General features: G+C 71.1%; 20 protein-coding genes and 1 pseudogene. 13 read left to right on the top strand and 8 right to left on the bottom strand.

What is annotated here, in order from left to right; all coding sequences use genetic code 11:
- Positions 1–175 precede the first annotated feature (175 nt).
- Positions 176–610: a VOC family protein gene (locus ACFZDL_RS03670; protein ID WP_353591182.1), complete on the top strand. Its 435-nt coding sequence runs from the start codon at positions 176–178 to the stop codon at positions 608–610.
- An 88-nt stretch (positions 611–698) separates the two neighbouring features.
- Here the strand turns inward: ACFZDL_RS03670 and ACFZDL_RS03675 are convergent, their stop codons facing one another.
- Positions 699–1,202: a hypothetical protein gene (locus tag ACFZDL_RS03675; protein ID WP_353591183.1), complete on the bottom strand. Its 504-nt coding sequence runs from the start codon at positions 1,200–1,202 to the stop codon at positions 699–701.
- A gap of 134 nt (positions 1,203–1,336) precedes the next feature.
- On the opposite strand from ACFZDL_RS03675, the gene ACFZDL_RS03680 reads away from it, so the two are divergent.
- From ACFZDL_RS03680 to ACFZDL_RS03700, 5 genes are all read left to right on the top strand, one after another.
- Positions 1,337–1,810 (top strand): carboxymuconolactone decarboxylase family protein, encoded by a 474-nt coding sequence (locus tag ACFZDL_RS03680; protein ID WP_353591184.1) that lies wholly within the window; start codon positions 1,337–1,339, stop codon positions 1,808–1,810.
- A 184-nt stretch (positions 1,811–1,994) separates the two neighbouring features.
- Entirely contained in the window at positions 1,995–2,918 is a 924-nt protein-coding gene (locus ACFZDL_RS03685) for an RNA polymerase sigma-70 factor (RefSeq protein WP_353591185.1), read from the top strand.
- 213 nt (positions 2,919–3,131) lie between these two features.
- Positions 3,132–3,305, top strand: coding sequence for a hypothetical protein (locus tag ACFZDL_RS03690; RefSeq protein ID WP_391190492.1), 174 nt, complete (start codon positions 3,132–3,134; stop codon positions 3,303–3,305).
- Between the two features lie 13 nt (positions 3,306–3,318).
- On the top strand, positions 3,319–4,770 hold the full coding sequence (zwf, locus tag ACFZDL_RS03695; protein ID WP_353591186.1) for a glucose-6-phosphate dehydrogenase: 1,452 nt from the start codon (positions 3,319–3,321) through the stop codon (positions 4,768–4,770).
- A gap of 332 nt (positions 4,771–5,102) precedes the next feature.
- Positions 5,103–6,401: an SGNH/GDSL hydrolase family protein gene (locus ACFZDL_RS03700; protein WP_353591372.1), complete on the top strand. Its 1,299-nt coding sequence runs from the start codon at positions 5,103–5,105 to the stop codon at positions 6,399–6,401.
- 76 nt (positions 6,402–6,477) lie between these two features.
- On the opposite strand, the gene ACFZDL_RS03705 is transcribed toward ACFZDL_RS03700, so the two are convergent.
- The 4 genes and pseudogenes from ACFZDL_RS03705 to ACFZDL_RS03720 all read right to left on the bottom strand — a co-directional run.
- Positions 6,478–6,993 carry a DUF6328 family protein gene (locus tag ACFZDL_RS03705; RefSeq protein WP_353591187.1) on the bottom strand — a complete coding sequence of 172 codons (516 nt, stop codon included), beginning with the start codon at positions 6,991–6,993 and terminating at the stop codon, positions 6,478–6,480.
- Positions 6,994–7,016: 23 nt separating this feature from the next.
- Positions 7,017–8,771, bottom strand: coding sequence for a glycoside hydrolase family 15 protein (locus tag ACFZDL_RS03710; protein ID WP_391190296.1), 1,755 nt, complete (start codon positions 8,769–8,771; stop codon positions 7,017–7,019).
- Between the two features lie 182 nt (positions 8,772–8,953).
- Positions 8,954–9,280, bottom strand: a complete 327-nt coding sequence (locus tag ACFZDL_RS03715) for a plasmid stabilization protein (protein WP_353591189.1) — start codon at positions 9,278–9,280, stop codon at positions 8,954–8,956.
- 916 nt (positions 9,281–10,196) lie between these two features.
- Positions 10,197–10,958, bottom strand: a pseudogene (locus ACFZDL_RS03720) (serine/threonine-protein kinase); the annotation flags it as partial.
- Between the two features lie 193 nt (positions 10,959–11,151).
- Between ACFZDL_RS03720 and fdhD the strand changes: the two are divergent.
- The 5 genes from fdhD to ACFZDL_RS03745 all read left to right on the top strand — a co-directional run bounded on the left by fdhD (position 11,152) and on the right by ACFZDL_RS03745 (position 17,333).
- Complete coding sequence (gene fdhD, locus ACFZDL_RS03725; RefSeq protein WP_353591190.1) at positions 11,152–11,991, top strand: formate dehydrogenase accessory sulfurtransferase FdhD; 840 nt, start codon at positions 11,152–11,154, stop codon at positions 11,989–11,991.
- Between the two features lie 73 nt (positions 11,992–12,064).
- On the top strand, positions 12,065–12,430 hold the full coding sequence (locus ACFZDL_RS03730) for a bifunctional 3-phenylpropionate/cinnamic acid dioxygenase ferredoxin subunit (protein WP_353591191.1): 366 nt from the start codon (positions 12,065–12,067) through the stop codon (positions 12,428–12,430).
- Positions 12,427–13,611, top strand: a complete 1,185-nt coding sequence (locus ACFZDL_RS03735) for an FAD-dependent oxidoreductase (protein WP_353591192.1) — start codon at positions 12,427–12,429, stop codon at positions 13,609–13,611. Before ACFZDL_RS03730 ends, ACFZDL_RS03735 begins: the two co-directional genes overlap by 4 nt.
- Before the next feature lie 184 nt (positions 13,612–13,795).
- Positions 13,796–14,917: an aromatic ring-hydroxylating dioxygenase subunit alpha gene (locus ACFZDL_RS03740; protein WP_353591193.1), complete on the top strand. Its 1,122-nt coding sequence runs from the start codon at positions 13,796–13,798 to the stop codon at positions 14,915–14,917.
- Between the two features lie 37 nt (positions 14,918–14,954).
- The gene (locus ACFZDL_RS03745; RefSeq protein ID WP_353591194.1) at positions 14,955–17,333 is read left to right on the top strand and encodes an FdhF/YdeP family oxidoreductase; all 2,379 of its coding nucleotides are present in this window, start codon (positions 14,955–14,957) and stop codon (positions 17,331–17,333) included.
- Here ACFZDL_RS03745 and ACFZDL_RS03750 read toward each other — a convergent pair.
- Positions 17,321–18,118, bottom strand: a complete 798-nt coding sequence (locus ACFZDL_RS03750) for an IclR family transcriptional regulator C-terminal domain-containing protein (protein WP_391190304.1) — start codon at positions 18,116–18,118, stop codon at positions 17,321–17,323. The genes ACFZDL_RS03745 and ACFZDL_RS03750 overlap by 13 nt on opposite strands.
- Positions 18,119–18,333: 215 nt before the next feature.
- A complete protein-coding gene (gene purU, locus ACFZDL_RS03755) occupies positions 18,334–19,206 on the bottom strand; it encodes a formyltetrahydrofolate deformylase (RefSeq protein WP_353591195.1) in 873 nt (290 codons plus the stop codon).
- Between the two features lie 215 nt (positions 19,207–19,421).
- On the opposite strand from purU, the gene ACFZDL_RS03760 reads away from it, so the two are divergent.
- Together ACFZDL_RS03760 and ACFZDL_RS03765 are read left to right on the top strand one after the other, a co-directional pair.
- Complete coding sequence (locus ACFZDL_RS03760; protein WP_353591196.1) at positions 19,422–21,860, top strand: FAD-dependent oxidoreductase; 2,439 nt, start codon at positions 19,422–19,424, stop codon at positions 21,858–21,860.
- A 26-nt stretch (positions 21,861–21,886) separates the two neighbouring features.
- On the top strand, positions 21,887–22,753 hold the full coding sequence (locus ACFZDL_RS03765; protein WP_353591197.1) for a bifunctional methylenetetrahydrofolate dehydrogenase/methenyltetrahydrofolate cyclohydrolase: 867 nt from the start codon (positions 21,887–21,889) through the stop codon (positions 22,751–22,753).
- Between the two features lie 37 nt (positions 22,754–22,790).
- Here the strand turns inward: ACFZDL_RS03765 and ACFZDL_RS03770 are convergent, their stop codons facing one another.
- Positions 22,791–23,609 carry an IclR family transcriptional regulator gene (locus ACFZDL_RS03770; protein ID WP_353591198.1) on the bottom strand — a complete coding sequence of 273 codons (819 nt, stop codon included), beginning with the start codon at positions 23,607–23,609 and terminating at the stop codon, positions 22,791–22,793.
- Positions 23,610–23,735 lie beyond the last annotated feature (126 nt).

Here is a 23,735-nt window from a genome sequence, read left to right on the forward strand (position 1 = left end):
GCGCCACCTGGGCGCTACCGGCGGCGCTGTGCGGGCGTGGCGATCCGGCCGCTGGAGCGGCGCTTGAAGAACGTGTCACACACGCAGGGGGCATTCGGCCGTTCGTGGCAGGGCATGGCCGTGAGCGGATACCCACCGGGAAACACGCAACAGAGCCCCCTGCTACGGTGGCCCGATGGCATCGGTCAAACAAGTCCAAGTCACCTTCGACTGCGCAGAACCCGAGCGCGTCGCTCGCTTTTGGTGCGAGGTGTTGGGGTACGTCGTACCGCCGCCACCTGAGGGGTTTGCCACGTGGAGCGATTTCGATCGCTCTCTGCCACCTGAGCGGCAGGGTTCGGGATTCTCCTGCAGTGATCCCTCAGGCGTGGGCCCGCGGCTGTACTTCCAGCGCGTCCCCGAAGGCAAGGTCGTCAAGAACCGGGTCCATCTTGACGTGCGAGTCGGCACCGGCCTCGTGGGTGAAGAGCGCCTGGCCACACTCGAAGCCGAGTGCGCACGACTGATCGCGCTCGGCGCGAAACGCGAGCGAGTGCTGCTTGCCGATGACTACAACGAGTCGTGCATCGTGATGCAGGACATCGAGGGCAACGAGTTCTGTCTCGACTGAGCACCCTCCGAGACGGCGAGGTGGCGACGTCGCGTGCCCGGGGCCGGGTGCGGGCCCGCTCGCCGGGCCCGCACCCCCTTACCGGGGCCTAGCACCGGCCGCCGGACACCGTGGCGGACACCCGGACCCCCTCAACCGCAGTGGCTTCCGGGCCGGTTGTTCCCGCGCCGCCCACGGTGGCTTCGGTCGTGGTCACCCGGATGCAGTGAGCCGGCCCGTCTTCTTCGGCGAAGACCGTGAAGTCCAGCCCCTGGCTGCGCACCCGCAGCTCTTCCCAAGCCCCCTTGCCCTTGGCCGCGCGCCGCAAGCCGTCCTCCACCGCGTCATGGACGAGGTAGGCGCTGCGGTATGTGGCTCCGTCGACGGCCTCGGCCGCCTCCCGCGCCACTGCCTCCACCTCGCCATCGCTCCACGTCCGCTCCTGGTGCACGTTCACCAGGTACAGGCCCAGGGCCACCAGGACCACTCCGTGGACCAGCCATCCCGTCCGCCGGGAGAGGACCGCGTTGGCCGCCGAGGCGGCGGAGCTGTTCGCCCCGGCTATGAAGCACGCCACCGCCAGGGCGAAGACGACGACGATGAGGGCGATCACAGACTCATGATGTCCCGGCCGGGCACCCTCCGAAACGCCGGCGAGAGAGGCAGGTCACATCCGTTCATGTCACAGGGGCGCGGGCTACCTCGTCTCGGGGGTGTAAGCCACTGACCACCACGGAGGAAGACACCATGGACGCGCGACTGAACTACTTCGCCAGCCCGACCGCCGGAAAGGCCCTCAAGTACTTCATGTCGGCGGGCAAGGCGCTCAAGGAGTCGTCGCTGCCGGCCGCGACGCAGGAGCTGGTGGCGCTGCGCGTGAGCCAGATCAACGGCTGTGCCGCCTGCATCGACATGCACACCAAGGAGGCCGCTGCGGCGGGCGAGACCTCCGTGCGGCTGAACCTGGTCGCCGTGTGGCGGGAGGCCACGGTCTTCACCGAGGCCGAGCGTGCCGCGCTGGCGCTGGCGGAGGAGGGGACCCGGGTCGCGGATGCGGCCGTCGGGGTCAGCGACGAGGTGTGGGCACACGCCGCCACCCACTATGACCAGGAGCAGCTGACCGCCCTGGTGATCCTGGTCTCCTTCATGAACTCGGTGAACCGGCTGAACATCATCACCCAGCAGCCGGCGGGCGACTACAAGGTCGGGCAGTTCCACTGAACACGGGCACGGCAACTGGTCCGGGGCCCGGCTGCGGGCTCCGGGCCCCCGGGCGGGCTCCGGGCCCCCGGGTGGCGGGGCGGGGGCGTTGCCCTGGCCTGCCTGCGACCCGGATGATCACCAGAAGATGTCTGCGCCGACGAGTACGGCCAGGTGGAAGAGCCTCTACGGGAGGGGACCCGGCGTGAGCAAGGTCGAGGAGTTCGAGGAGCTGCGGCCGCTGCTGTTCTCCATTGCCTACCGGATTCTGGGCAGCGTCAGCGAGGCCGAGGACGCGGTGCAGGAGACATGGCTGCGCTTTGACGGTTCGACGACCCGGCCCACGTCGACCAAGGCCTTTCTGTCGGCCGCGGTGACACGCATCTCGATCGATGTGCTGCGTTCCGCCCGGGTACGGCGGGAGGAGTACGTCGGGCCGTGGTTTCCCGAGCCGCTGCTGAGCGATCCGTATCAGGATCCGGCGCGGGCGGTGGAGCTGGCCGACTCGGTGTCGATGGCCGCGCTGCTCCTGCTGGAGCGGCTGAGCCCGCTGGAGCGGTCGGTGTTCGTGCTGCGCGAGGTGTTCGCCTTCGGGTTCGACGAAATCGCCGCGGCGGTGGGGCGTTCGGAGTCGGCGTGCCGGCAGCTGCTGGTGCGGGCGCGGCGGCACATGGAGGCCGGGCGGCCGCGGTTCGAAGCGGACCGGCGGGAGCGGCAGGAGCTGGCGCAGCGGTTCTTCGACGCGCTGAAGGACGGCGATGTGGGCGGGCTGCGGAATCTGCTCGCCGCCGACGCGCAGTTGGTCGGGGACGGCGGTGGCAAGGCCCCGCAGCTGGCCAGGGCCGTCATCGGCGCGGACAACGTGGCCCGGATGCTGGGCACGGTGTTCCCCTTGATGAGCCGGATCGACGTGTCGTTCGAGCCGCACGAGGTCAACGGCCAGCCCGGCGCCATCTTCCGCGACCGGGACGGGAAGGTCCTGCACACCCTGGCCCTCGATGTGCTCGAGGGGCAGATCCAGACCATCCGCACCGTGATCAACCCCGACAAGCTCGGCCACATCGGGCCGGTCGCCGACGCCTGGGCCATCGACCGTGAGGTGAAGCGGGCCCGTCGGCAGCCGAACTGACCGCGCGCGTGGTGCGGGGTGCGCCAACGCACATACGCGGCGTACAGCCGGGCCACACCTGAGTTGAGGGCGGGTACGAGCGAGCCTAGGCTGGTGGGGGTGGGCCGGTTCGGATGGCCCGCTCCGGCCCTCTCGGCCAGGCTCGTCGACGCGGTGCACAGACGGGAGCACCGGGATCAGGTGCTGCCGCCCACGGTGGCGGCCAGGGTCGCGGTGGAGGAGGCGTCCACGCTCGGCTGGGACCGGTACGTCGGCCACGGCGGGGCCATCGTCGGTATGCACACCTTCGGCGCCTCCGCACCCTCAAACAGCTGCTCACTTCGTCGAGGCGCCCCGTCCCGAAGGAGAGCACCATGGCCACCGATACCCCCGTGCGGCTCGGCATGATGCGGAGCCGGCCGTGACCCGCCCGGACGACCATGTGATCGTGCTCTTCGGCGCCACCGGCGACCTCGCCAGGCGCAAACTCCTCCCCGGGCTGTTCCACCTCGCCACGGCGGGCCTCCTCCCGGACGGCTACCGCATCGTGGGCTCGTCCCGTGCCAAGTCCGCGCTGAGCGACGACGCCTTCCGCGCTCTGGCGCACGACGCGGTGGCCACCTTCGGACGGTCCGAGCCGTCCGGGCCGGCGTGGCAGTCCTTCGCGGACGCGCTGTCCTTCGGCGCGGCCGACTCCCAGAACCCCGGCCCGCTGCTCGCGGCCGTAGGGGCAGCCGAGGACTCCCTCGGCGGGCGGCCACGCAGACTGTTCCATCTGGCCATTCCGCCCTCCGCGTTCGCGTCCACCGTCGGAATGCTCGGCGACACGAACCTCGCGGAGAACGGGAAAGTGATCGTGGAGAAGCCCTTCGGCACCGATCTCGCCTCGGCACGAGCGCTCAACGAGACGATCCACGCCGTCTTCGACGAGTCCCGGGTCTACCGCATTGATCATTTCCTCGGCAAGGAATCGGTGGACAACATCCTCGCCCTCCGCTTCGCCAACGGCCTGTTCGAGCCCATCTGGAACCGGGACCACATCAGCCATGTGCAGATCGACGTTCCCGAGACGCTCGGCCTCGAGGGCCGTGCCCACTTCTACGAAGGGACCGGAGCCTACCGGGACATGATCGTCACCCATCTGATCCAGGTGCTCGGCATCGTGGCGATGGAACCACCCGTCTCGCTCGCCGCCCAGCCGCTGCAGGACGAGAAGGCCAAGGTCTTCGAGGCGCTGCGCCCCGTCCAACCCGGGCATGTCGTACGCGGCCAGTACGAGGGCTACCGCGACGAACCGGGTGTCGCCCCCGACTCACAGACCGAGACGTTCGCCGCGCTGCGCCTGGAGGTGGACAACTGGCGGTGGGCCGGAGTCCCGTTCCATCTGCGCTCCGGCAAGAGCCTCGCCCAGGGGCGCGAGGTGATCACCCTGGGCCTGCGCGAGCCGCCCTTGAGGATGTTCCGTACCGACCTCGCCCAGCAGGAGAAGTACCGGGGCAACAAGATGGTGATCGACTTCCGGGACCCCGGGTGGATCGCCGCCTGCTTCCTCGCGAAGGAGCCCGGCCCCACCATGCGACTCGCACCGGCGACGATGACCTTCCGCTACGGCGGCTCCTTCTGCCAGAACCATGGGCTCGACGGCTACGAACGACTGATCCTGGACGCCATGCTGGGCGACCAGTCGCTGTTCACCGGCTCCGACGGAATCGAGCACATCTGGGCCGCGTCGACCCCGCTCCTCGAGAACCCGCCGCCGTTGCAGCCGTACGCCCCCGGCTCGTGGGGCCCCGAACCGGCCGTCAGCGAACTGATCGCACCGCACCAGTGGTATCTGCCGGACGCCGATGGCGGCCCCGCGCCCGCCGGGTGAGGTGAACGAGGGGATTCTGCGGAACCTGGCCGACGACGGGGCGCGCTTCGTGCAGGGCGCGATCCTCCCCGTCGACGGCGGTCGCACCGCCGTCTGGCCGCGCGCCACGCCCGGCGAAAGCCGTCGTACCCGAAGGCCGGGTGTTCCGCATTCCGCAGTCGGGGCGGCGCGGCGGCCGGGAAGCCGGGGACCGTGTACCTCGGGCCACCGGTGGGAAGGGTGGGGTGAATGTGCCCTGTCCCCCCGCGTGGAAAGGACGGTCCGTGCGAGGAATCGCCCGAAGACTCAGCCTTTGGGCGGCGGCCGTGCCCGCCGCCGTTGTGCCCATCGTGATGTTGGTGTCCGGCGCCCAGGGGGCCGAGAGGAGCGAGGCGCGCACCGCACCGGCCAGGGCAGGCGCGGGCGCGCCGCCCGCGGGCACCCACTGGGTGGGAACGTGGACCGCCATGCCCCAGCTGACCGAGCCGGGAAACATGCCGCCCGCGCCCTACACCCAGGACGGCACGGTCTTCGCCGACAGCACACTCCGGCAGACCGTGCATGTGTCGGTGGGCGGCAGCCACCTTCGGCTCCGTTTCTCCAATGCCTTCGGTGGCGCGCCGCTGCCCATCACCCGTGTCTCCGTGGCCCTTCCGGTGGACGGCCGGGCCGGTGTGAGCGCGATCAGACCCGGCACGTCCCGGCCGGTCACCTTCCACGGCCGTGCCCAGGCGACGGTGCCGACGGGCGCGCAGGTGGTCTCCGACCCCTTGGACTTCAAGCTGCCGGCGGGCTCGAACCTCACCGTGACCACGTACCTCGCCACGGGCCAGCAGTCGACCGCCATCACCTCCCACCCCGGTTCGCGCACCACCTCGTACATGCTGCGCGGCAACCACGTCGAGGCCACGGACCTGGAGGGGGCGACCCCTGTCGACCACTGGTACTTCCTGAGCGGCGTCGAGACGTGGTCACCGGCGCGGACCCGGGCCACCGCGGTGCTGGGCGACTCGCTCACCGACGGCAGGGGCTCCACCACCAACCACAACGACCGCTGGACGGACCGGCTGATGACGCGGCTGCGCGCGGACCGCAGGACGGCCGACACCGCGGTGCTGAACCAGGCGGCCGGCGGGAACCGTGTTCTCACCGACGGGCTGGGCCCGAACGGCCTCTCCCGGGTGGACCGTGACGTCCTGGTGCAGCCCGGCGTCACCTCGCTGATCGTCTTCGAAGGCGTCAACGACATCGGAACCGCCCCCGCCACCCCCGACGGGCAGAAGGACGTCGCGGACCGGCTCATCGCGGCCTACGACCAGATCATCCTGCGCGCCCACGCGCAGGGGATCCGCGTCTACGGGGCCACCATCACCCCGTTCGGCGGCAACCGCGACTACGACGACGCGGCGGGCCACCGCGAGGCGGCACGGCAGCGGGTCAACGACTGGATACGTACCAGCGGCCGCTTCGACGCGGTGGTGGACCTGGACAGTGCGGCGCGGGACAAGGACGATCCCAGGCGCCTCCGCCCGGACCTCGACGTGGGTGACCACCTGCACTTCAACCCCGAGGGTTACCGTGTGCTCGCCGAAGCCTTCCCCCTTCACCTCTTCGTGAACCGGCCACTGCCGCCCGGCTTCGGCTACAACTGATCCCTGCCCGGCGGGGTCGGCGCATCGCCGGCCCCGCCCCCCGGTGCGGCGGATGCGGTGGGGCGGGGCCGGGCGCTCAGTCCTCCCTGCGCGAGCGGCGGCAGAGCCAGACCGCGGGGGCCAGCCAGCAGCCCACGAACCACACCAGGGCCGCGACCGCCAGCCAGAGCGCGGTGACGTCGGCGACGACGACGCGCAGGATCAGCAGCAGCGCCGAGACCACCGTGCACAGCAGCAGCACCAGCCCGGCCACGGTGAAGCGGGACGCCACATCCACCGTCTCCGGCTTCAGCCGGCGTCCGGTGACGATCCGGTGCAAGGAGACCGGTGCGATCAACGCGCCGGTGGCCGCCGCCCCCAGGAGGACCGTCACGACGTAGATGGTCCGATCCGAGTGCCCCAGACTCTGGAAGCGCGGGGTGAAGGCGACCGTGAGCAGGAAGGCGAACAGAATCTGTATGCCCGTCTGCGTCACTCTCACCTCCTGCAGCAACTCGGCCCATCTGCGGTCGGCCCGCTCCTCCCGGGTCTCCACGCGCCCGGACGGTGCTGCACGGCCATCGGGCCTCGGCGCTTCGTGGTCGTCATGCATCACCATGCCTCCTTCGCGATGCGCTACCGCCTTTCCCCGAGGCTGGCCGCCGTTTCCAGCATCTGGGCGTGGACGAATGCCTGGGGCAGGTTGCCGCGCAGCTGTCGCTGGCCGACGTCGTACTCCTCGGCGAACAGGCCAGGGGCGCCACACGCCGCGCGGGTGCGTTCGAACCAGCGGAACGCGCTGGTGGTGTCGCCCTCGTGCCGGGCGGCCAGTGCCATCATGAAACCGCACAGCAGAAAGGCCCCCTCCGTCTCGCCCAGGGGCGTCTCCCCGTGGCGGAAGCGGTAGAGATAGCCGTCCTCGGCCAGCCGGTCCTCGATGAACCGGCGGGTTCGCGGACCACTGGGGTCGCCCGCGGGCAGAGCGCCGCGGGCCAGGGGAAGCAGCAGACCGGCCTCCGCCCCGGTGTCGTCCTCGGCGCGGATCCAGTGCCCCTCCGGGGCCAGACACCGCCGACGGGTCTCCCCGAGCATGGCATCGGCCAGGGTGTCCCACCGGGCCGCCGCGCGGCCCGGCAGCTCGCGGGCCAGGCAGCGCAGCCCGGCCACCACGCAGAGCCGGGAATGTGTCCACCACCGGTCCTCCAGCTCCCACAGACCGGCGTCCGGTGTCAGCCAGCGGCGCTCGATGGCGTCCACCGCCACATCGACGGCGCGCCGGGCGTCGGGGGTGAGGCGGTCGAAGCGGGCGGCAGCCGCGTACAGCTGCAGCAGCTCACCGTGGGTGTCGAGCTGGAACTGGGCACCGGCCCTGTTGCCGATCCGGTCACTGCCGCCGGGATACCCGCGCAGGGGCAGGGACCGGGCCCCCGGGACCTCGGCCCCGGTGACCGTGTAGACCGGGCACAGCGCGTCACCCTTGTCGAGCAGGCGTTCGGTCAGATAGCCGACGGCGGTGTCCAGCAGCGGGTGCGGGCCGTGCGCGGCCACGGCGAGCCCGGCGTAGCACTGGTCGCGGATCCAGGCGAAGCGGTAGTCGTAGTCGCGGCGGGCGCCGGCCCGCTCCGGGAGCGAGGTGGTGGCGGCGGCGACCATGCCGCCGGAGTCGCTGGTCAGGCCGCGCAGTACGGCGTAGGCGTGGCGGGCGTCACGCTGCGCGACCAGGTCGGAGCACGCGGGGACGGCGCCCGCCCAGCACTCTTCCGTGGCACGCCACAGCCGTTCCGGTTCCAGGGGCCGTGTGCACGGCCGCTCCGAGATCTCGAGGACGAGGTCGTGTTCGGCGCCTTCCCTCACGGTCAGCTCCCCGTACAAGCCCCCTTCGGGGGTGGGGGTGGCGCCGGCGGCGCCGGTGAAGCGCAGGTGCAGCCCTCCGCCGGAGGCGTGCCACACGCCGTCGTCCGTCCAGGCGCCGGACATCGGCTGCGCGCCGAATCCGGGGCGGGCATCGAGCCGCAGCCGCAGCCGGGCGCTCCCCCTCACGGCCCGGACGCGGCGTAGCAGCACGAGCCGGTCCGGGGTGGCCGGCATCGCCAGCGCCTCGCGGCATTCGACCACGGCGTCACTGGTGATCCAGCGGCCCACGTGGATGAGCGTGCCGTCCTCGTACGCGCCGCCCCAGGCGTTCCAGTCGTCCGCCGGGCCGACGGTGTACTCCCCCGCGCCGCCGATCAGGGCGGAGAAGACGGCATCGCTGTGCCAGCGGGGCGCGCACAGCCACACCGCCTCACCACGGGGCCCCACCACGGCGCCGCGTTCCCCGTCCGCGAGGACGGCGTACTCCCGCAGCGTCCATGGTGGCGGCGGGGCCGGGGCAGCGTCGTCCACCGTCATCCCTCCTCACTCCCCGCCACACCACAGGGCCCACTGACCGAAAATCTCAGAGGGACGACTTCCCTCGATGGCCCGTGCGACACCCACTTCCCTGACAGCTCAGCGCACACGGATGCCCCGGGCCGGTCCCGGCGTGAGCGGGCCGGCGACCGGCCCGCGGGCGAGGAGTGGTGGGCCGCGCGTCAGCGCCCGAGCGCCTTCGCCAACTGCTCCTTGTTCATGTGGGAGCGGCCCTCGATACCGCGGTGCTTGGCCTCGTTGTACAGCTGGTCACGGGTGGGGCCCTTGGCCCCGCTGTGCGACCGCTGCCCGCCTCGCTCCGACGCGGACTTCGGGTCCCGTGTGGAGGTCTTGCTGGCGGTCTTGGCCTCGCCCGCTCGGGCACGTTCCTTGTTCACGGTGCGGGCGGCGATCTCCTTGGCCCGGGAGGTGGACGTACCACGCTCTTCCTGGCTCTCCTTGATGTGCTCGTACTGCCGCTCCCGCTTGCGGTTGGATCCTGCAGGCATTGCTCAGCCTCTCTGTCCCGCGTGTGTACCGCCTCCGGGTACAGGGCCCGCCGGTGGGCAGGCGCCGGTCCCTCGGGTGGCGGACACGGCTTCCAACGTCGCCTTCAACCTTATGACGATTTGCGAGGACGGCTTCCTGGAGCCCGGGGCACCCGCCGGCGGCCGCGGCGTGGGCGGCATGCGCGGCGAGCACCATCGGGAGCAGGGCGAACACCCGGTACCGCTTCCCGTCCACCTCGTACGTGGTGTCGGTCGCCATGGCCTCGTAGCCGTGGAAGCGGGTGGGTACGTACAGCGTCTGGGCGTTGTCGTCCGCCCAGGACAAGGTGGCCTCCGTCGCCCACTCCTTGACGGTCGGGGGCACCGCCCCCTTGCGGGTCAGCCGGAGCTGGACGGTCTTGTCGCCGTAGGTCACCCACTGGGAAGGGTCCCGGTGGTTCGCACCGGAGTCCGAGCGGTCGTACTCGGGGGTGCCGGCGGGCACCGACACGATCGCGTCGAGTTGCTTCTCGCGGTGGGCGGTCCAGGAGCCGGGGCGCGGCGAGGGGCTGGCGCTGGTGTTCGGGCCGGCGGTCTTCCCTGCCGCCGGGGTCGTTCCGTCGTCGCCCGCGGTGACGCCCGCCCAGACGGCGCCCCCGGCGACCAGCACGCCGGCCAGAGCGGAGGCGAGCAGGCGTCCGGTAGCGTACGGGCGCTTGGGGGCGGGGCCGGTGGGGTGGGCGTGCGTGGGCGCGATCACGGCGGACGCCGTGTCGGCCCCACCCGTCGGCCCTGGCGCCCCTGCCGGTCCCACCGTCCCGGGGTTCTCCCCGAACTCGCGCAGCTCCCAGCTGTGCTGGGTCTCCACCAGCCTCTCGGCGCCATCCGGTACGGGCCGCCCCTCGGCCACCGCCCGCAGCGTGGCCGCGGCCTCCTCCGCGTCGGGCCGCCGGCCAGGCTCCTTGGCGAGCAGCCGCAGGATCAGGGGCCCGAGCGGCCCCGCCCGCTCCGGCTCGGGCGGCTCGACGGCCAGGATCGCGGCGAGCGTGGACTCGAGCGTGTCCCGCCGGAAGGGAGACCAGCCCTCGACGGCCGCGTACAGCACGACCCCCAAGGACCACAGGTCGGCCGCCGCACCGGCGCCGCGGCCCGACATCCGCTCCGGGGCGATGAACTCGACAGAGCCGACGAACTCCCCGCTGGCCGTGAGGGATTCCTCGCCCTGGATCTGGGCGATGCCGAAGTCGGTGAGTACGACGCGGCCGTTCTGTCCGAGCAGCACGTTCGCGGGTTTCACATCGCGGTGGACGACACCGACGGCGTGCGCGGCCGCGAGGGCGTTGACGACGGCGAGGCCGATCCGCGCGGTCTCGGCGGGCGGGAGAGCACCGTGCCGCAGCACCCCGCCCAGGGACTCGCCGCGGACCAACTCCATGACGATCCAGGGCAACCCCTCCTGGATGACCACGTCGTGGATGGCGACCGCGGCGGGATGCTCGACGCGGGACGGATGCCGGGCGTCGTTCCCCTCACTGACCCCCGCCTCGCCACGCCCGAGCCAGGGCGTTCTGCCATAAGAAACGCACAGCGATAAGCGCAACACGCTTGCGCGAGCCGGAGCCCCTGTCAAGAGCCGTGCACGCACGTGGCGCGCCCGGCGAACGAAGCAGGCCGTCGTCGGCGTCGCCCTGGCCGGCATGAGCGATCAACTCCACCTCTCCACAGCGGATGAAATGGCGGCCCACGGGCGCCCTCCGACGGCACGGTCGGCAAAGCCGACCCCGTGCGGCACGCGGTCAACCGGCCGCGTGCCGCACCGGCATGTCCCCGTGCCGGCCCGGCGGACCGGCGCCGGCCGCCAACGTCACTGGTACACAACCTGGAGAAACGGTATGGGACGGGTCACCGTGCGCCGGCGTGTGGTACGGATCCGGGACGGCGTGGCCGGCGCCCGCCCCGACACCCTCGTCGCCGAGGAACCGCTGGAGATCCGGCTGGGCGGCAAGCCGCTGGCGATCACCATGCGCACGCCCGGGGACGACTTCGCGCTGGCGGCGGGCTTCCTGGTGAGCGAGGGCGTCCTCGGCGCGGCTGAAGAACTCGCCGCCATCGTGTACTGCGCCGGCGCCACGGAAGACGGCTCGAACACCTACAACGTGGTCGACGTCCGGCTCGCCCCCGGCGTGCCGGTCCCCGACATCACGCTCGAGCGGAACGTCTACACGACGTCCTCATGCGGTCTGTGCGGGAAGGCGAGCCTGGACGCCGTACGGACCACCGCCCGCTGGCCGATCGCCGACACCCCGCGAGTCCAGGTCTCCCCTGAGCTGCTGGCCGCCCTGCCCGAACGGCTGCGGGCCGCGCAGCGGGTGTTCGACCGGACCGGGGGGCTGCACGCCGCCGGGCTGTTCTCGGCCGAGGGCGAGCTGCTGGACCTGCGCGCGGACGTGGGCCGGCACAACGCCGTGGACAAGCTGATCGGCCACGCCCTGCGGGCCGGCGCGCTGCCGCTGTCGCGGAGCGTTCTGCTGGTGTCGGGCCGCGCCTCCTTCGAGCTGGCGCAGAAGGCCGTCATGGCCGGTATTCCGGTGCTGGCGGCGGTGTCGGCGCCGTCCGCCCTCGCGGTGGATCTGGCGGCGGAGACCGGGCTCACCCTGGTCGGCTTTCTGCGCGGCGACTCCATGAACGTGTACGCGGGCGAGCAGCGCCTTGTGTCCATGTCGACTCCTTGACAAGGGATATGGCCGACTTCAGACTGACGTTGCGCTTCGCGCAATCCGTTTCATTATATGCATCGAGGTGGTCGTGATGATTCCCGTGTGCCGTCTCGCCGATCTGCCGCGAGGCGAGGCCTTCCGGTTCGAGAACACCCCGCCCATAGCGGTGTTCCACACCGATGACGGCGAGGTCTATGCCATCGACGACACATGCACCCACCAGGACGCCTCGCTGTCCGACGGTTGGCTGGAGGGGTGCGAGGTGGAGTGCCCGCTGCACGCCTCGAAGTTCGACCTGCGCACCGGCAGGGTGGACGCTCCGCCGGCCAAGCTCCCGGTACGCACCCACCAGGTCGTCGTCGAGGACGGCATGATCTACGTCCAGCTGTCCCAGGACGCACCGAACCTGCCGCCCCGCGTCGCCCACCGCCTGGCCGGCGAGGGGGCCGCATGAGAACCGTGGCCATCGTCGGTGCGTCGCTCGCCGGACTGTCGGCCGCCCGCGCACTGCGTACCCAGGGCTACGACGGACGCCTTGTCGTCCTCGGCGAGGAAGTCCACCGCCCCTACGACAGGCCGCCGCTGTCGAAGGAGTTCCTGGCCGGAGCCATGACGGAGTCCGCCCTCGCGCTCGAGTCGGACGACGAGGCCCTGGACGCCCACTGGATGCTCGGCGCGCGCGCCGTCGGCCTCGACCGGTCCGACCGCGCCATACGGCTGGCGGACGGCGGCACGGTCCGCGCCGACGGGGTGGTGGTGGCCACCGGAGCGGCGGCCCGCACCCTGCCGACCGGACACGGCCTCGCCGGCGTCCATGTGCTGCGCACCCTCGACGACGCCCGTGCGCTCCGTGCGGACCTGGCGCGCGGCGGCTCGCTCGTGGTCGTCGGCGGCGGGTTCATCGGCGCCGAGGTCGCCTCGACGGCCCGTGCGCTGGGCCTCGAAGTCACCGTCGTCTCAGCCGCACCGGCCCCGCTCACCGGTCCGCTCGGAGCGGAGATGGGTGGGCTGGTCTCCTCCCTCCACGCCGACCACGGCGTCCGGCTGCTGTGCGGCACCGCCGTCCGGGGGCTCAGCGGCGGGAGCCGTGTGGAGGCGGTGCTGCTCGAGGACGGCCGCCGCCTCGCGGCCGACACCGTCGTCGTCGGAGTGGGCGCCCGCCCCTGCGTCGACTGGCTCGCCGGCTCGGGCGTGGCGCTGGAGAACGGGGTGCGGTGTGACGCCGGTGGCGGCACGAGCCTGCCGGGCGTCGTCGCGGTCGGCGACTGCGCGGCCTGGTACGACCCCGCGGTCGGGGCGCACCGCCGGGTCGAGCACTGGACGGGGGCGCTGGAGCGTGCGGCGGCCGCCGTGTCCACCCTGCTCTCCGGTGGCACAGCCGCCCCCGAGCCCGTCCGCCCCCCGTACTTCTGGTCCGACCAGTACGGTGTCCGCGTCCAGTTCGCCGGATACGCCGCCGAAGCCGACCAGGTGACGATCGAGGAGGGCGCGGCCGACGACCGCAGCTTCCTGGCCGTCTACCGGCGCGCGGACCAGCCGGTCGCGGTGCTCGGCGTGAACCGGGCCAAGCCGTTCATGCGCTGGCGCCGCCTGCTGGCCACGGAGGCTGCCGCACAGAGGGCCGGATCCGTGTGAGCCCGACGGTCCGCGCCACCGCCCCGCGGCGGGCCGGCGCAGGCCTCCCGAACTCTTGACACCGGTACTTCTACACCCGATTCTCGTTGCGTAATAAGAGCGTCGTTTCTCATTAAGAAACAGATCGACGCCGTTCCTGAAGCGTCCGTCAGCCCCGTCCACGACGTAACCCTCAAGGAGCACCGTGACCACGACCAGCCTGCCCCCCAGCCTGATCAGCACGTTGTCGGGGGAGTACTACACCGATCCCGCGATCTTCGCGCTCGAGCAGGAGCGCGTCTTCGAGGCCATGTGGTTCTGCGTGGCCCGCTCCGCCGATCTGGCCAAGCCGGGTCAGTTCCGCACGTACCAGGTCGGGCGGGAGAGCGTGCTGGTCTCCCGTGCGCGGGACGGTTCGATCAAGGGGTTCCTGAACATCTGCCGGCACCGGGGCGCGAAGCTGTGCCTGGAGGAGTCGGGTGAGGTCAAGCGGGCCTTCCAGTGCCCGTACCACGCCTGGACCTACGGTCTGGACGGGAAGCTGGTCGCGGCCCCCAATCTGACGTCGATGCCGGACATCGACCGGCAGGAGTACGGCCTGGTCAACGTGCATGTCCGGGAGTGGCTGGGCTATGTGTGGGTGTCGCTGGCCGACACCCCGCCGTCGTTCGAGGACGACGTGATCGGCGCGGTGGTCGAGCGTCTGGGCAACGTGGAGGCGATCGAGAACTACCGGATCGAAGACCTCGAGGTGGGCCGGCGGATCACCTACGACGTCACGGCGAACTGGAAGCTCATCATCGAGAACTTCATGGAGTGCTACCACTGCGCCACCATCCATCCGGAGCTGACGGAGGTGCTGCCGGAGTTCGCCGACGGGTACGCGGCCCAGTACTACGTCGGGCACGGCGCGGAGTTCGGCCGGCAGATCCAGGGGTTCACCGTCGACGGCAGCGAGGGACTGGACCGCATTCCCGGCGTGGGAGAGGACCAGGACCGGCGTTACTACGCGATCACGGTCAGGCCGCAGGTCTTCATCAACCTGGTGCCGGACCATGTGATCTTCCACCGGATGTATCCGATGGCACCCGACCGCACGGTCGTGGAGTGCGACTGGCTCTACCTGCCGCATGTGGTGGAGAGCGGTCAGGACGTGGAGCGTTCGGTGGAGCTGTTCCACCGGGTCAACCAACAGGACTTCGACGCCTGCGAGCGCACCCAGCCGGCGATGAGCTCGCGGGCCTACGCCAAGGGCGGCGTCCTGGTGCCCAGCGAGCACCACATCGGCGAGTTCCACACCTGGCTGCAGAGCAGGCTGAGCGCATAACAGCGGTCCACCGCCACATCGACGAGGAGAAACACCCATGCCACGCAAGGCGCCCCGCGAGGAGCCCGGTGAGGACGCGCTGACGGTGGGGGCGCCCGGGCAATGGGCCGCCGGCGTGCCCGCGGTGACCCACGCGCTGCGCATGGGGTACGACCAGATGGGCGTCAGGCGCACCGCGCTGACACTGCTCAGGGTCAATCAGAAGAACGGCTTCGACTGCCCCGGCTGTGCCTGGCCCGAAGGCGACCACCGCAGCCGGGCGGAGTTCTGTGAGAACGGCGCGAAGGCCGTCGCCGAAGAAGCCACCATCCGCCGGGTGGCGCCGGAGTTCTTCGCCGCTCACCCGGTGGACGAGCTCGCCGAGCGCAGCGACTACTGGCTGGGCCAGCAAGGCCGCCTCACCGAGCCGATGTACAAGCCCGCCGAATCCGCACACTACGCGCCGGTCACCTGGGAGAAGGCCTTCGCCATCATCTCCCGGGAACTCAGGGCGCTGCGCACCCCCGACGAAGCCGCCTTCTACACCTCGGGCCGGACCTCCAATGAGGCGGCCTACCTCTACCAGCTCTTGGTCCGGCAATTCGGCACCAACAACCTGCCGGACTGCTCGAACATGTGCCACGAGTCCAGCGGCTCGGCCCTCGTGGAGACGATCGGGGTGGGCAAGGGCAGCGTCCACCTCAACGATCTGCACAACGCCGGCCTGATCTTCGTCGTCGGACAGAACCCCGGCACCAACCATCCGCGGATGCTGTCCGCCCTGGAGAAGGCCAAGCGCCGCGGCGCGCGCATCGTCGCGGTCAATCCCCTGCCCGAGGCGGGGCTGCTGCGCTTCAAGAACCCGCAGAACGCGCGCGGAGTGGCGGGGGGCGGCACGGCCCTCGCGGACCGTTTCCTCCAGATCCGGCTCGGTGGCGACCTGGCGCTCTTCCAGGCGCTGTCGCGGCTCCTGCTCGACGCCGAGGACGCCCGCCCCGGTACGGTCCTCGACCGCGACTTCATCGCCGAGCACACCGAGGGCTTCGAGGCGTACGCCGACGACCTGCGCAAACTCAACTGGGACGATGTCATGGAGGCCACCGGGCTCACCCGTGACATCATCGAGTCGACCGCACGGGACGTCATGTCAGCCCCGTCGATCGTGGTGTGCTGGGCCATGGGGCTCACCCAGCACAAGCACTCCGTGCCCACCATCCGCGAGGTCGTGAACTTCCTGCTGCTGCGCGGCAACCTGGGCCGGCCCGGAGCCGGGGTCTGTCCGGTGCGGGGCCACTCGAACGTCCAGGGCGACCGCACGATGGGCATCTACGAGAAGCCGGCCCCGGAGTTCCTGGACGCGATGAACAAGGAGTTCGGCTTCGACCCGCCCCGCCACCACGGCTTCGACGCGGTGGAGACGATCCGGGCGATGGGCGCCGGGGAGGTGAGGGTGTTCATGGCCATGGGCGGCAACTTCGTCTCAGCCGCCCCGGACACCGCCGCCACCGAGCGGGCCCTGCGACGCTGCCGCCTCACCGTGCAGGTCTCCACCAAGCTGAACCGCTCACACGCCGTATGCGGCCGCGAGGCCCTCATCCTCCCCACCCTGGGCCGCACCGAGCGGGACCGGGGGCCGGGCGGGGAGGACCGCTTCGTCACCGTCGAGGACTCGATGGGGATGGTGCACGCCTCACGGGGACGGCTGGCCCCCGCCTCCCCGCACCTTCGCTCGGAGCCGGCCATCATCTGCGGCCTGGCACGCGCCCTCTTCGGCCCGGACGACCGAGCCGCCACCACCGACAGCGCCGCCGCTGACAACGCCGCTGACGACAACGTGCCCTGGGCGGCCTTCGAGGCCGACTACGACGCCGTCCGCGACAGCATCGCCCGGGTCGTGCCCGACTTCACCGACTTCAACACCCGGGTGCGGCAGCCCGGCGGCTTCACCCTGCCGCACGCCCCCCGTGACGAACGGCGCTTCCCCACCGCCACCGGCAAGGCCAACTTCACGGTGAACACCCTGGAGGTGCTCCGCGTCCCGCCCGGTCGTCTGCTGCTGCAGACGCTGCGCAGCCACGACCAGTACAACACCACGATCTACGGGCTCGACGACCGGTACCGCGGCATCCACCAGGGGCGCAGGGTGGTCTTCGTCCACCCCGATGACCTCGCGGAGCGCGACATCGCCGACGGTGAGGTGGTGGACATCGTCAGCGAGTGGTCCGACGGCCACGAGCGGCGGGCCGAGGCCTTCCGCGCCGTGGCCTACGACACCCCGCGCGGCTGCTGTGCGGCGTACTTCCCCGAGGCCAATGTGCTGGTCCCGCTCGGCTCGGTGGCCGACACCTCCAACACACCGACGTCCAAGAGCATCGTGGTGCGGCTGGAGCGCCGTGCTTCCCCGTCCTGCGGCGTGCGGGAGGTTCAGCCCAGGTAACCCAGCCGGTGGCTGATCTCCTCCGCGCCCTCGACGAGTACCGGGGCGACCTCGCGCATACGCTCCTCGGTGAAGCGGTACGCCGGCCCGGACGCGCTGATCGCGGCGACGACCTCGCCGTCCCGCGACCGGATCGGCGCCGCCATGGCGTGCAGGCCGACCTCGAGCTCTTCGAGCGTCACCGCGTATCCGCGCTCCCGCGCCTCGGTGAGGTTCTTCTCCAGCTTCGTCCTGGCCGTGATGGTGTGCGGGGTGAGCTTCTTCATGCCGAACTCCCCGATCAGTTCGGCGCGTTCCTTCGCGGGCAGGTGGGCCAGCAGGATCTTGCCGCTGGAGGTGGCGTGCGGCGGGGTGAGCTGCCCGACCCAGTTGTGCGCGCCGACCGCGCCCGGGCCGCGCACCTGGTAGAGGTTGACCGCGTAGTGCTCCTGCAGCACGCCGATGTTGACGGTCTCGCCGATCTCTTCGGCGAGCCGTTCGCAGACGGGCCGGCTCTGCTGGGTGACGTCGATACGGCCGGTGACCGCCCCGGCCAGGCGCACGATCCCAAAGCCCAGGCGGTATTTGCCCCGCTCGGTGGCCTGCTCCACCAGGCCGCGTGACTCGAGCGCTCCGAGCAGGCGGAAGGCGGTCGACTTGTGCACGTCAATCTCGGCGGCCACTTCACTGACGCCCGCCTCACCGCGTTGGGCCAGGATCTCCAAGACGCTCACGGCACGGTCGACGGACTGCACCCCGTTCACTCCGGGGCTGGCTGTTTCGTTAGCTGCCGTGTAGTTGCTCATAGCGCAACTATATGTGCTGGGCTCCGGGCCCCCTCGGGGTGCGGCGTGAGGGAGCCATGAAGGTAGGGGGCGCGGTGTGTGCATGCTCATCAGGATCAGCCCGCCCCGCCACGCAACGTGATCCCTCCGCCACGGCCCGCCGCCCGTTCGCGTGGCTGCCGCGTGTCCCAGGTCACCCTTCTTCCGCAGCGGCGGACCCGCGGTCGCTCACCCGGTCAGCGGAAGACGACGGTGCGGTTGCCGTTGACCAGGACGCGGCTGTCGCTGTGCCACTCCACGGCCCGCGCCAGCACCTGGGCCTCGACGTCACGGCCGAGGGTGACCAGCTCGTCCGGGGCGCGCGAGTGGTCCACACGGACCACGTCCTGCTCGATGATCGGCCCCTCGTCGAGGTCCGAGGTGACGTAGTGCGCCGTGGCCCCCACCAGCTTGACGCCGCGCTCATGCGCCTGGACGTACGGCCGCGCGCCCTTGAAGCTCGGCAGAAACGAGTGGTGGATGTTGATGGCCCGGCCGTCGAGCTGCTTGCACAGATCGTCGGAGAGGATCTGCATATAGCGGGCGAGCACCACCAGGTCGACGTCGAGTTCGTCGACCAGTTCCAGCAGCCGCGCCTCCGCCTCGGCCTTGGTCTGCTGGGTCACGGGGATGTGGTGGAAGGGGATGCCGTAGTTGCGCGCCAGCGGCTCGAGGTCCCGGTGATTGGAGACGATCGCCGGGATCTCGATGTTGAGGGCGCCCGCGCTGGTGCGGAAGAGCAGGTCGTTCAGGCAGTGGCCGAACTTCGACACCATGATCAGCGTGCGGGTGGGGACCGAGGCGTCGTGCAGCTGCCAGGTGATCCCGTACTCCTCGGCCACCGGGCCGAAACCATCGCGCAGCTCCTTGAGCGAAACACCCGGATCCGAGACGTCGAAGTGCAGCCGCATGAAGAAGCGGTTCCGCAGCCGGTCGTCGAACTGACGGCTCTCCAGGATGTTGCCGGAGTGGCCGACGAGAAACGCGGTTACGGCGTGGACGATGCCGGCCTGGTCGGGACACGAGAGGGTGAGGACGAACTCGTGGCCGGGTCGCGGTCGAGAAGACATTGACATCGCCATCCTCCATTTGATGCGCAATACGCAACCTGGTGAGTGATGCGCAACATGGTCCAGTGCACCGCCCAGCCGGTCAAGAGCCGGTGTGCAACCGGCCCGCAGAAAGCCGAGCTGTCGCGCGACCTCTTGACAGCGACCTGGGGGCCCTGCACTGTGAGTTGCATAATGCGATGCAGGTTGCATAAACAGCAACTGGAGGTTATGCGATGGCGGGACCGCGCGTGGTCATCATCGGGGCGGGCGTCGTAGGGGCCGCACTGGCCGACGAACTGTCCGCCCGCGGCTGGGCGGACATCACGGTCGTGGACCAGGGACCGTTGCCCGCCACCGGCGGATCCACGTCCCACGCCCCGGGCCTGGTGTTCCAGACCAATGCCTCGAAGACCATGACCGAGATGGCCCGCTACACCGTGGAGAAGTTCTGCTCCCTGGAGGTTGCCGGGCAGCCCTGTTTCCTCCAGGTCGGCGGCCTCGAGATCGCCACCACCCCCGAGCGTCTGGCGGAGCTGCGACGCCGGCACGGCTGGGTGACCTCCTGGGGCATCGAGGCCCGGCTGATCGGCCCGGACGAATGCGTCGGGCTCCATCCGCTGGTCGACCGCGAGCGGGTGCTCGGCGGGCTGCTCATCCCCACGGACGGCCTGGCCAAGGCCGTCCTCGCGGTCGAGGCACAGCTGAAAGCCGCCCAGGACCGCGGTGTGCGGACCCTCGCCCGCCACGAAGTCCTCGACATCCGCGAGGAGGACGGCCGCGTCACCGCCGTGGTCACCGACCACGGCGAGGTCCCCGCGGACATCGTCGTGTGCTGCGCCGGCATATGGGGCCCCAGGATCGCCCGCATGGTCGGGATGAACCTTCCCCTGACACCGCTGGCCCACCAGCTCGCCTGGACCGGCCCCGTTCCCGCCCTCGCCGGGCAGGCCGAGGAAGCCATCCGCCCGATCCTCCGCCACCAGGACGCCGACCTCTACTACCGCGACCGCTTCGACCGGATCGGCATCGGCTACTACGGCCACCGCCCGATGCCGATGTCGCCCGACGACATCCTCTCCGTCGACTCCGCCGAGCAGATGCCCTCCGTACTCGGCTTCACCGAGGACGACTTCGCCGACGCCTGGAGCGAGACCCGGGCCCTGCTGCCCGCCACCAAGGACGCCACGATCGAGGAGGGCATCAACGGCCTCTTCTCCTTCACCATCGACGGGCTCCCCCTGCTCGGCGAGTCGCCCGACGTCAAGGGGTTCTGGGTCGCCGAGGCCGTATGGGTCACCCACTCCGCCGGCGTCGGCCGCGCCATGGCCGAATGGCTCGTCGACGGCCACTGCTCGTCCTTCGACCTCCACGAATGCGATGTCAACCGCTTCGAACCGCATCAGCTCGCCCCCGAGTACGTGCTCGCGCGCGACTGCCAGAACTTCGTCGAGGTCTACGACATCCTGCACCCGCTGCAGCCCACCGGTGCGCCCCGGCCCCTGCGCACCAGCCCGTTCCACGCCCGTCAGCAGGAGCTCGGCGGCTACTTCCTGGAGGCCTCCGGCTGGGAGCGGCCCCAGTGGTACGCGGCGAACGAGGCCCTGCTGAAGGGGCGGGACATCCCCACGCCCAACGACTGGGCCGCCCGCTACTGGTCGCCCATCGTCGGCGCCGAGGCCCAGGCCACCCGCGAGTCCGTCGCCCTGTACGACATGACGGCGCTCAAGCGGCTCGAGGTCACCGGCCGCGGGGCCGTCGCCTTCCTCCAGCGCATGACCACGGCCAATGTCGACAAGTCCGTCGGCTCGGTCACCTATACCCTGATGCTCGACCACGACGGCGGCATCCGCAGCGACATCACCGTCGCCCGCCTGGGGCGCGACCACTTCCAGGTCGGCGCCAACGGCAACCTGGACCTGGACTGGCTCACCCGGCATCTGCCCGACGACGGATCCGTCGCCGTCCGCGACATCACCGGCGGCACCTGCTGTGTCGGGCTGTGGGGTCCGAAGGCCCGCGAGGTGCTGCAGCCACTGGCCGACAAGGACTTCTCCAACGCGGGGCTGCGCTACTTCCGCGCCCAGCGGGCCCATATCGGCTCCGTCCCCGTCACCGCCATGCGGCTGTCCTATGTCGGGGAGCTGGGCTGGGAGATCTACACCACCGCCGACATGGGCCTCAAGCTCTGGGACACCCTGTGGGAGGCGGCCCAGCCGTACGGCGGCATCGCGGCCGGGCGGGGCGCGTTCAACAGCCTCCGCCTGGAGAAGGGCTACCGGTCCTTCGGCACCGACATGACCTATGAGCACGACCCCTACGAGGCCGGTGTCGGCTTCGCCGTCAAGATGGACAAGGGCGATTTCATCGGCCGTGCCGCACTGGAGCGGCGGGCGGCCGACGTCCGGCGCCGGCTGGCCCCCCTCACCATCGACGACCCGCACGCCCAGGTCATGGGCAAGGAGCCCGTCTACGACGGGGACCGCGCGGTCGGCTATGTCACCAGCGCCGCGTACGGCTACACGATCGGCAAGGGCATCGCGTACGCCTGGCTGCCCGCCGACCTGGCCACCGCCGGCCGTTCGCTGACCATCGGCTACTTCGACCAGCGCGTTCCCGCGGCCGTCGCCGAGGAGCCCCTGTTCGACCCGAGCATGCAGCGCCTGCGCGGCTGAGAAGCGGCTGAGAAGGAGACAGGCCCGTGACCGCAACCATCCTCGACGGCCGCAGCACCGCGGCCGCCATCCGCGCCGAGCTCGCCGCCCGCGTCGCCGCACTGACCGAGCGCGGTGTGGTGCCCGGCCTGGGGACCGTCCTCGTCGGAGACGACCCCGGCAGCCACGCCTACGTCGCCGGCAAACACCGCGACTGCGCCCAGGCAGGCATCACCTCGATCCGGCGCGAACTGCCGGCCGACGCCACCCAGGCCCAGGTCGAGGCCGTCGTCGACGAGCTCAACGCCGACCCCGCCTGCACCGGATACATCGTCCAACTGCCGCTGCCGCGCGGCCTGGACTCAGGCCGCGTCCTCGCGCGGATGGACCCGGCCAAGGACGCCGACGGTCTGCACCCGACCAACCTCGGCCGGCTGGTCCTCGGCGTCGACGGCCCACTGCCGTGCACCCCGCGCGGCATCGTCGAACTCCTGCGCCGCCACGGTGTGCCGCTCGACGGCGCCCGGGTGTGTGTCATCGGCCGCGGCGTCACGGTCGGACGGCCTCTCGGCCTGCTCCTCACCCGCAGGTCGGAGAACGCGACCGTCACCCTGTGCCACACCGGCACGAAGGGCCTGTCCTGGCACGTCCGCGACGCGGACATCGTCGTCGCGGCCGCCGGCTCGCCCGGGATCGTCACCCCGGACATGGTCCGGCCGGGGGCCGCCGTGCTCGACGTCGGCATCACCCGCACCGAGAGCGGGCTGATCGGCGACGTCCACCCGGACGTGGCCAAGGTCGCCGGCTGGGTGGCGCCCATGCCCGGCGGCGTCGGGCCGATGACGAGGGCCATGCTGCTGGCCAACGTCGTCGAGGCCGCCGAACGCGCCGCCTCCCCCCAGGGTCCGCGATGAGTCCCCGCACCCCGGGCGCCGACCTCCCGAGCGCCTTTCATCCGTGGCGAGGGTGGCCGAGCCGAGTGGAGATCTTCTCGGCGGCCGCCCGCACCACGGGGGCGATCTCCCGCAGCCGTTGCTCGGTCAGCCGGGACGAGGGCCCTGAGACACAGAGCGCGCCCTCCACCCGTCCGCTGGAGGTGAAGACCGGCGCTCCCACCGCGCTCAGGGCCGCGTCGAGCTCCACGACGCTGTAGGCACAGCCGTCCGTGCGGACCTGGTCCAGCTGTGCCCTGAGGACGGCGACGTCGGTGATGGTGCGCGGCGTGTAGCGGGGCAGCGGGCCCGCGAGCCTGCGCACGACTTCCTCCTCGAGCAGGTGCGCCAGCAGTATCTTGCCGCTTGCGGTGGCGTGCAGCGGCAGATACCGGCCCAGCCAGTTGTGCGTCGTCACCGGCGAGGGGCCGAGCACCTGGTCGATGGTGAGGGACGCGTCGCCATCGAGGACGGCCAGGTGGACGGAGTCCGCGAGCTGCGCCGCGAGCTGCTCGCACACCGGGCGCGCCTGCTCGAACAGGTCGAGCCGAACCGCGGCGGTACCCGCCAGGCGGATCATGCCAAGGCCCAGGCGGTACTTGCCGCGCTCTGCCGATTGCTCGATGAACCCCCGTAGCTCCAGGGCGGCCGCGAGCCGGGAGGCCGTGGACTTGTGCACCCCGAGTTCAGCGGCGATCTCCGTGGCCCCCGCCTCCACCTGGCGCCCCAGGAGTTCAAGGATGGTCACGGCTCGATCGACCGACTGCACCGGAGACTCCGCCTTGTGCTGCGATTCCGCCTGCTCAATGGGCCGGCGACCGTGCGCACTGTTGCTCACAGCGCAACATTATGCACGAAGCGAACCGATGACGGAGCCCTATTCGGCACCGGACAAGTTCACGGGAATCGACGCCTTGACAGCAGTCCCCCAGACACCAGACTGTTGCCCATAACAAAACCCCAC

The sequence above is a fragment of the Streptomyces sp. NPDC007917 genome (assembly GCF_042959105.1).
GTDB lineage: Bacteria > Actinomycetota > Actinomycetes > Streptomycetales > Streptomycetaceae > Streptomyces.

What these genes read in the sequence shown, in the direction of transcription:
- ACFZDL_RS03670 (WP_353591182.1), top strand. Translation starts at nt 176, where the DNA reads ATGGCATCGGTCAAACAAGTCCAAGTCACCTTCGACTGCGCAGAACCC.
- ACFZDL_RS03680 (WP_353591184.1), top strand. Translation starts at nt 1,337, where the DNA reads ATGGACGCGCGACTGAACTACTTCGCCAGCCCGACCGCCGGAAAGGCC.
- ACFZDL_RS03700 (WP_353591372.1), top strand. Translation starts at nt 5,103, where the DNA reads ATGTTGGTGTCCGGCGCCCAGGGGGCCGAGAGGAGCGAGGCGCGCACC.
- ACFZDL_RS03705 (WP_353591187.1), bottom strand. Translation starts at nt 6,993, where the DNA reads ATGCATGACGACCACGAAGCGCCGAGGCCCGATGGCCGTGCAGCACCG.
- ACFZDL_RS03710 (WP_391190296.1), bottom strand. Translation starts at nt 8,771, where the DNA reads ATGACGGTGGACGACGCTGCCCCGGCCCCGCCGCCACCATGGACGCTG.
- ACFZDL_RS03715 (WP_353591189.1), bottom strand. Translation starts at nt 9,280, where the DNA reads ATGCCTGCAGGATCCAACCGCAAGCGGGAGCGGCAGTACGAGCACATC.
- fdhD (WP_353591190.1), top strand. Translation starts at nt 11,152, where the DNA reads ATGGGACGGGTCACCGTGCGCCGGCGTGTGGTACGGATCCGGGACGGC.
- ACFZDL_RS03735 (WP_353591192.1), top strand. Translation starts at nt 12,427, where the DNA reads ATGAGAACCGTGGCCATCGTCGGTGCGTCGCTCGCCGGACTGTCGGCC.
- ACFZDL_RS03745 (WP_353591194.1), top strand. Translation starts at nt 14,955, where the DNA reads ATGCCACGCAAGGCGCCCCGCGAGGAGCCCGGTGAGGACGCGCTGACG.
- ACFZDL_RS03750 (WP_391190304.1), bottom strand. Translation starts at nt 18,118, where the DNA reads ATGAGCAACTACACGGCAGCTAACGAAACAGCCAGCCCCGGAGTGAAC.
- purU (WP_353591195.1), bottom strand. Translation starts at nt 19,206, where the DNA reads ATGTCTTCTCGACCGCGACCCGGCCACGAGTTCGTCCTCACCCTCTCG.
- ACFZDL_RS03760 (WP_353591196.1), top strand. Translation starts at nt 19,422, where the DNA reads ATGGCGGGACCGCGCGTGGTCATCATCGGGGCGGGCGTCGTAGGGGCC.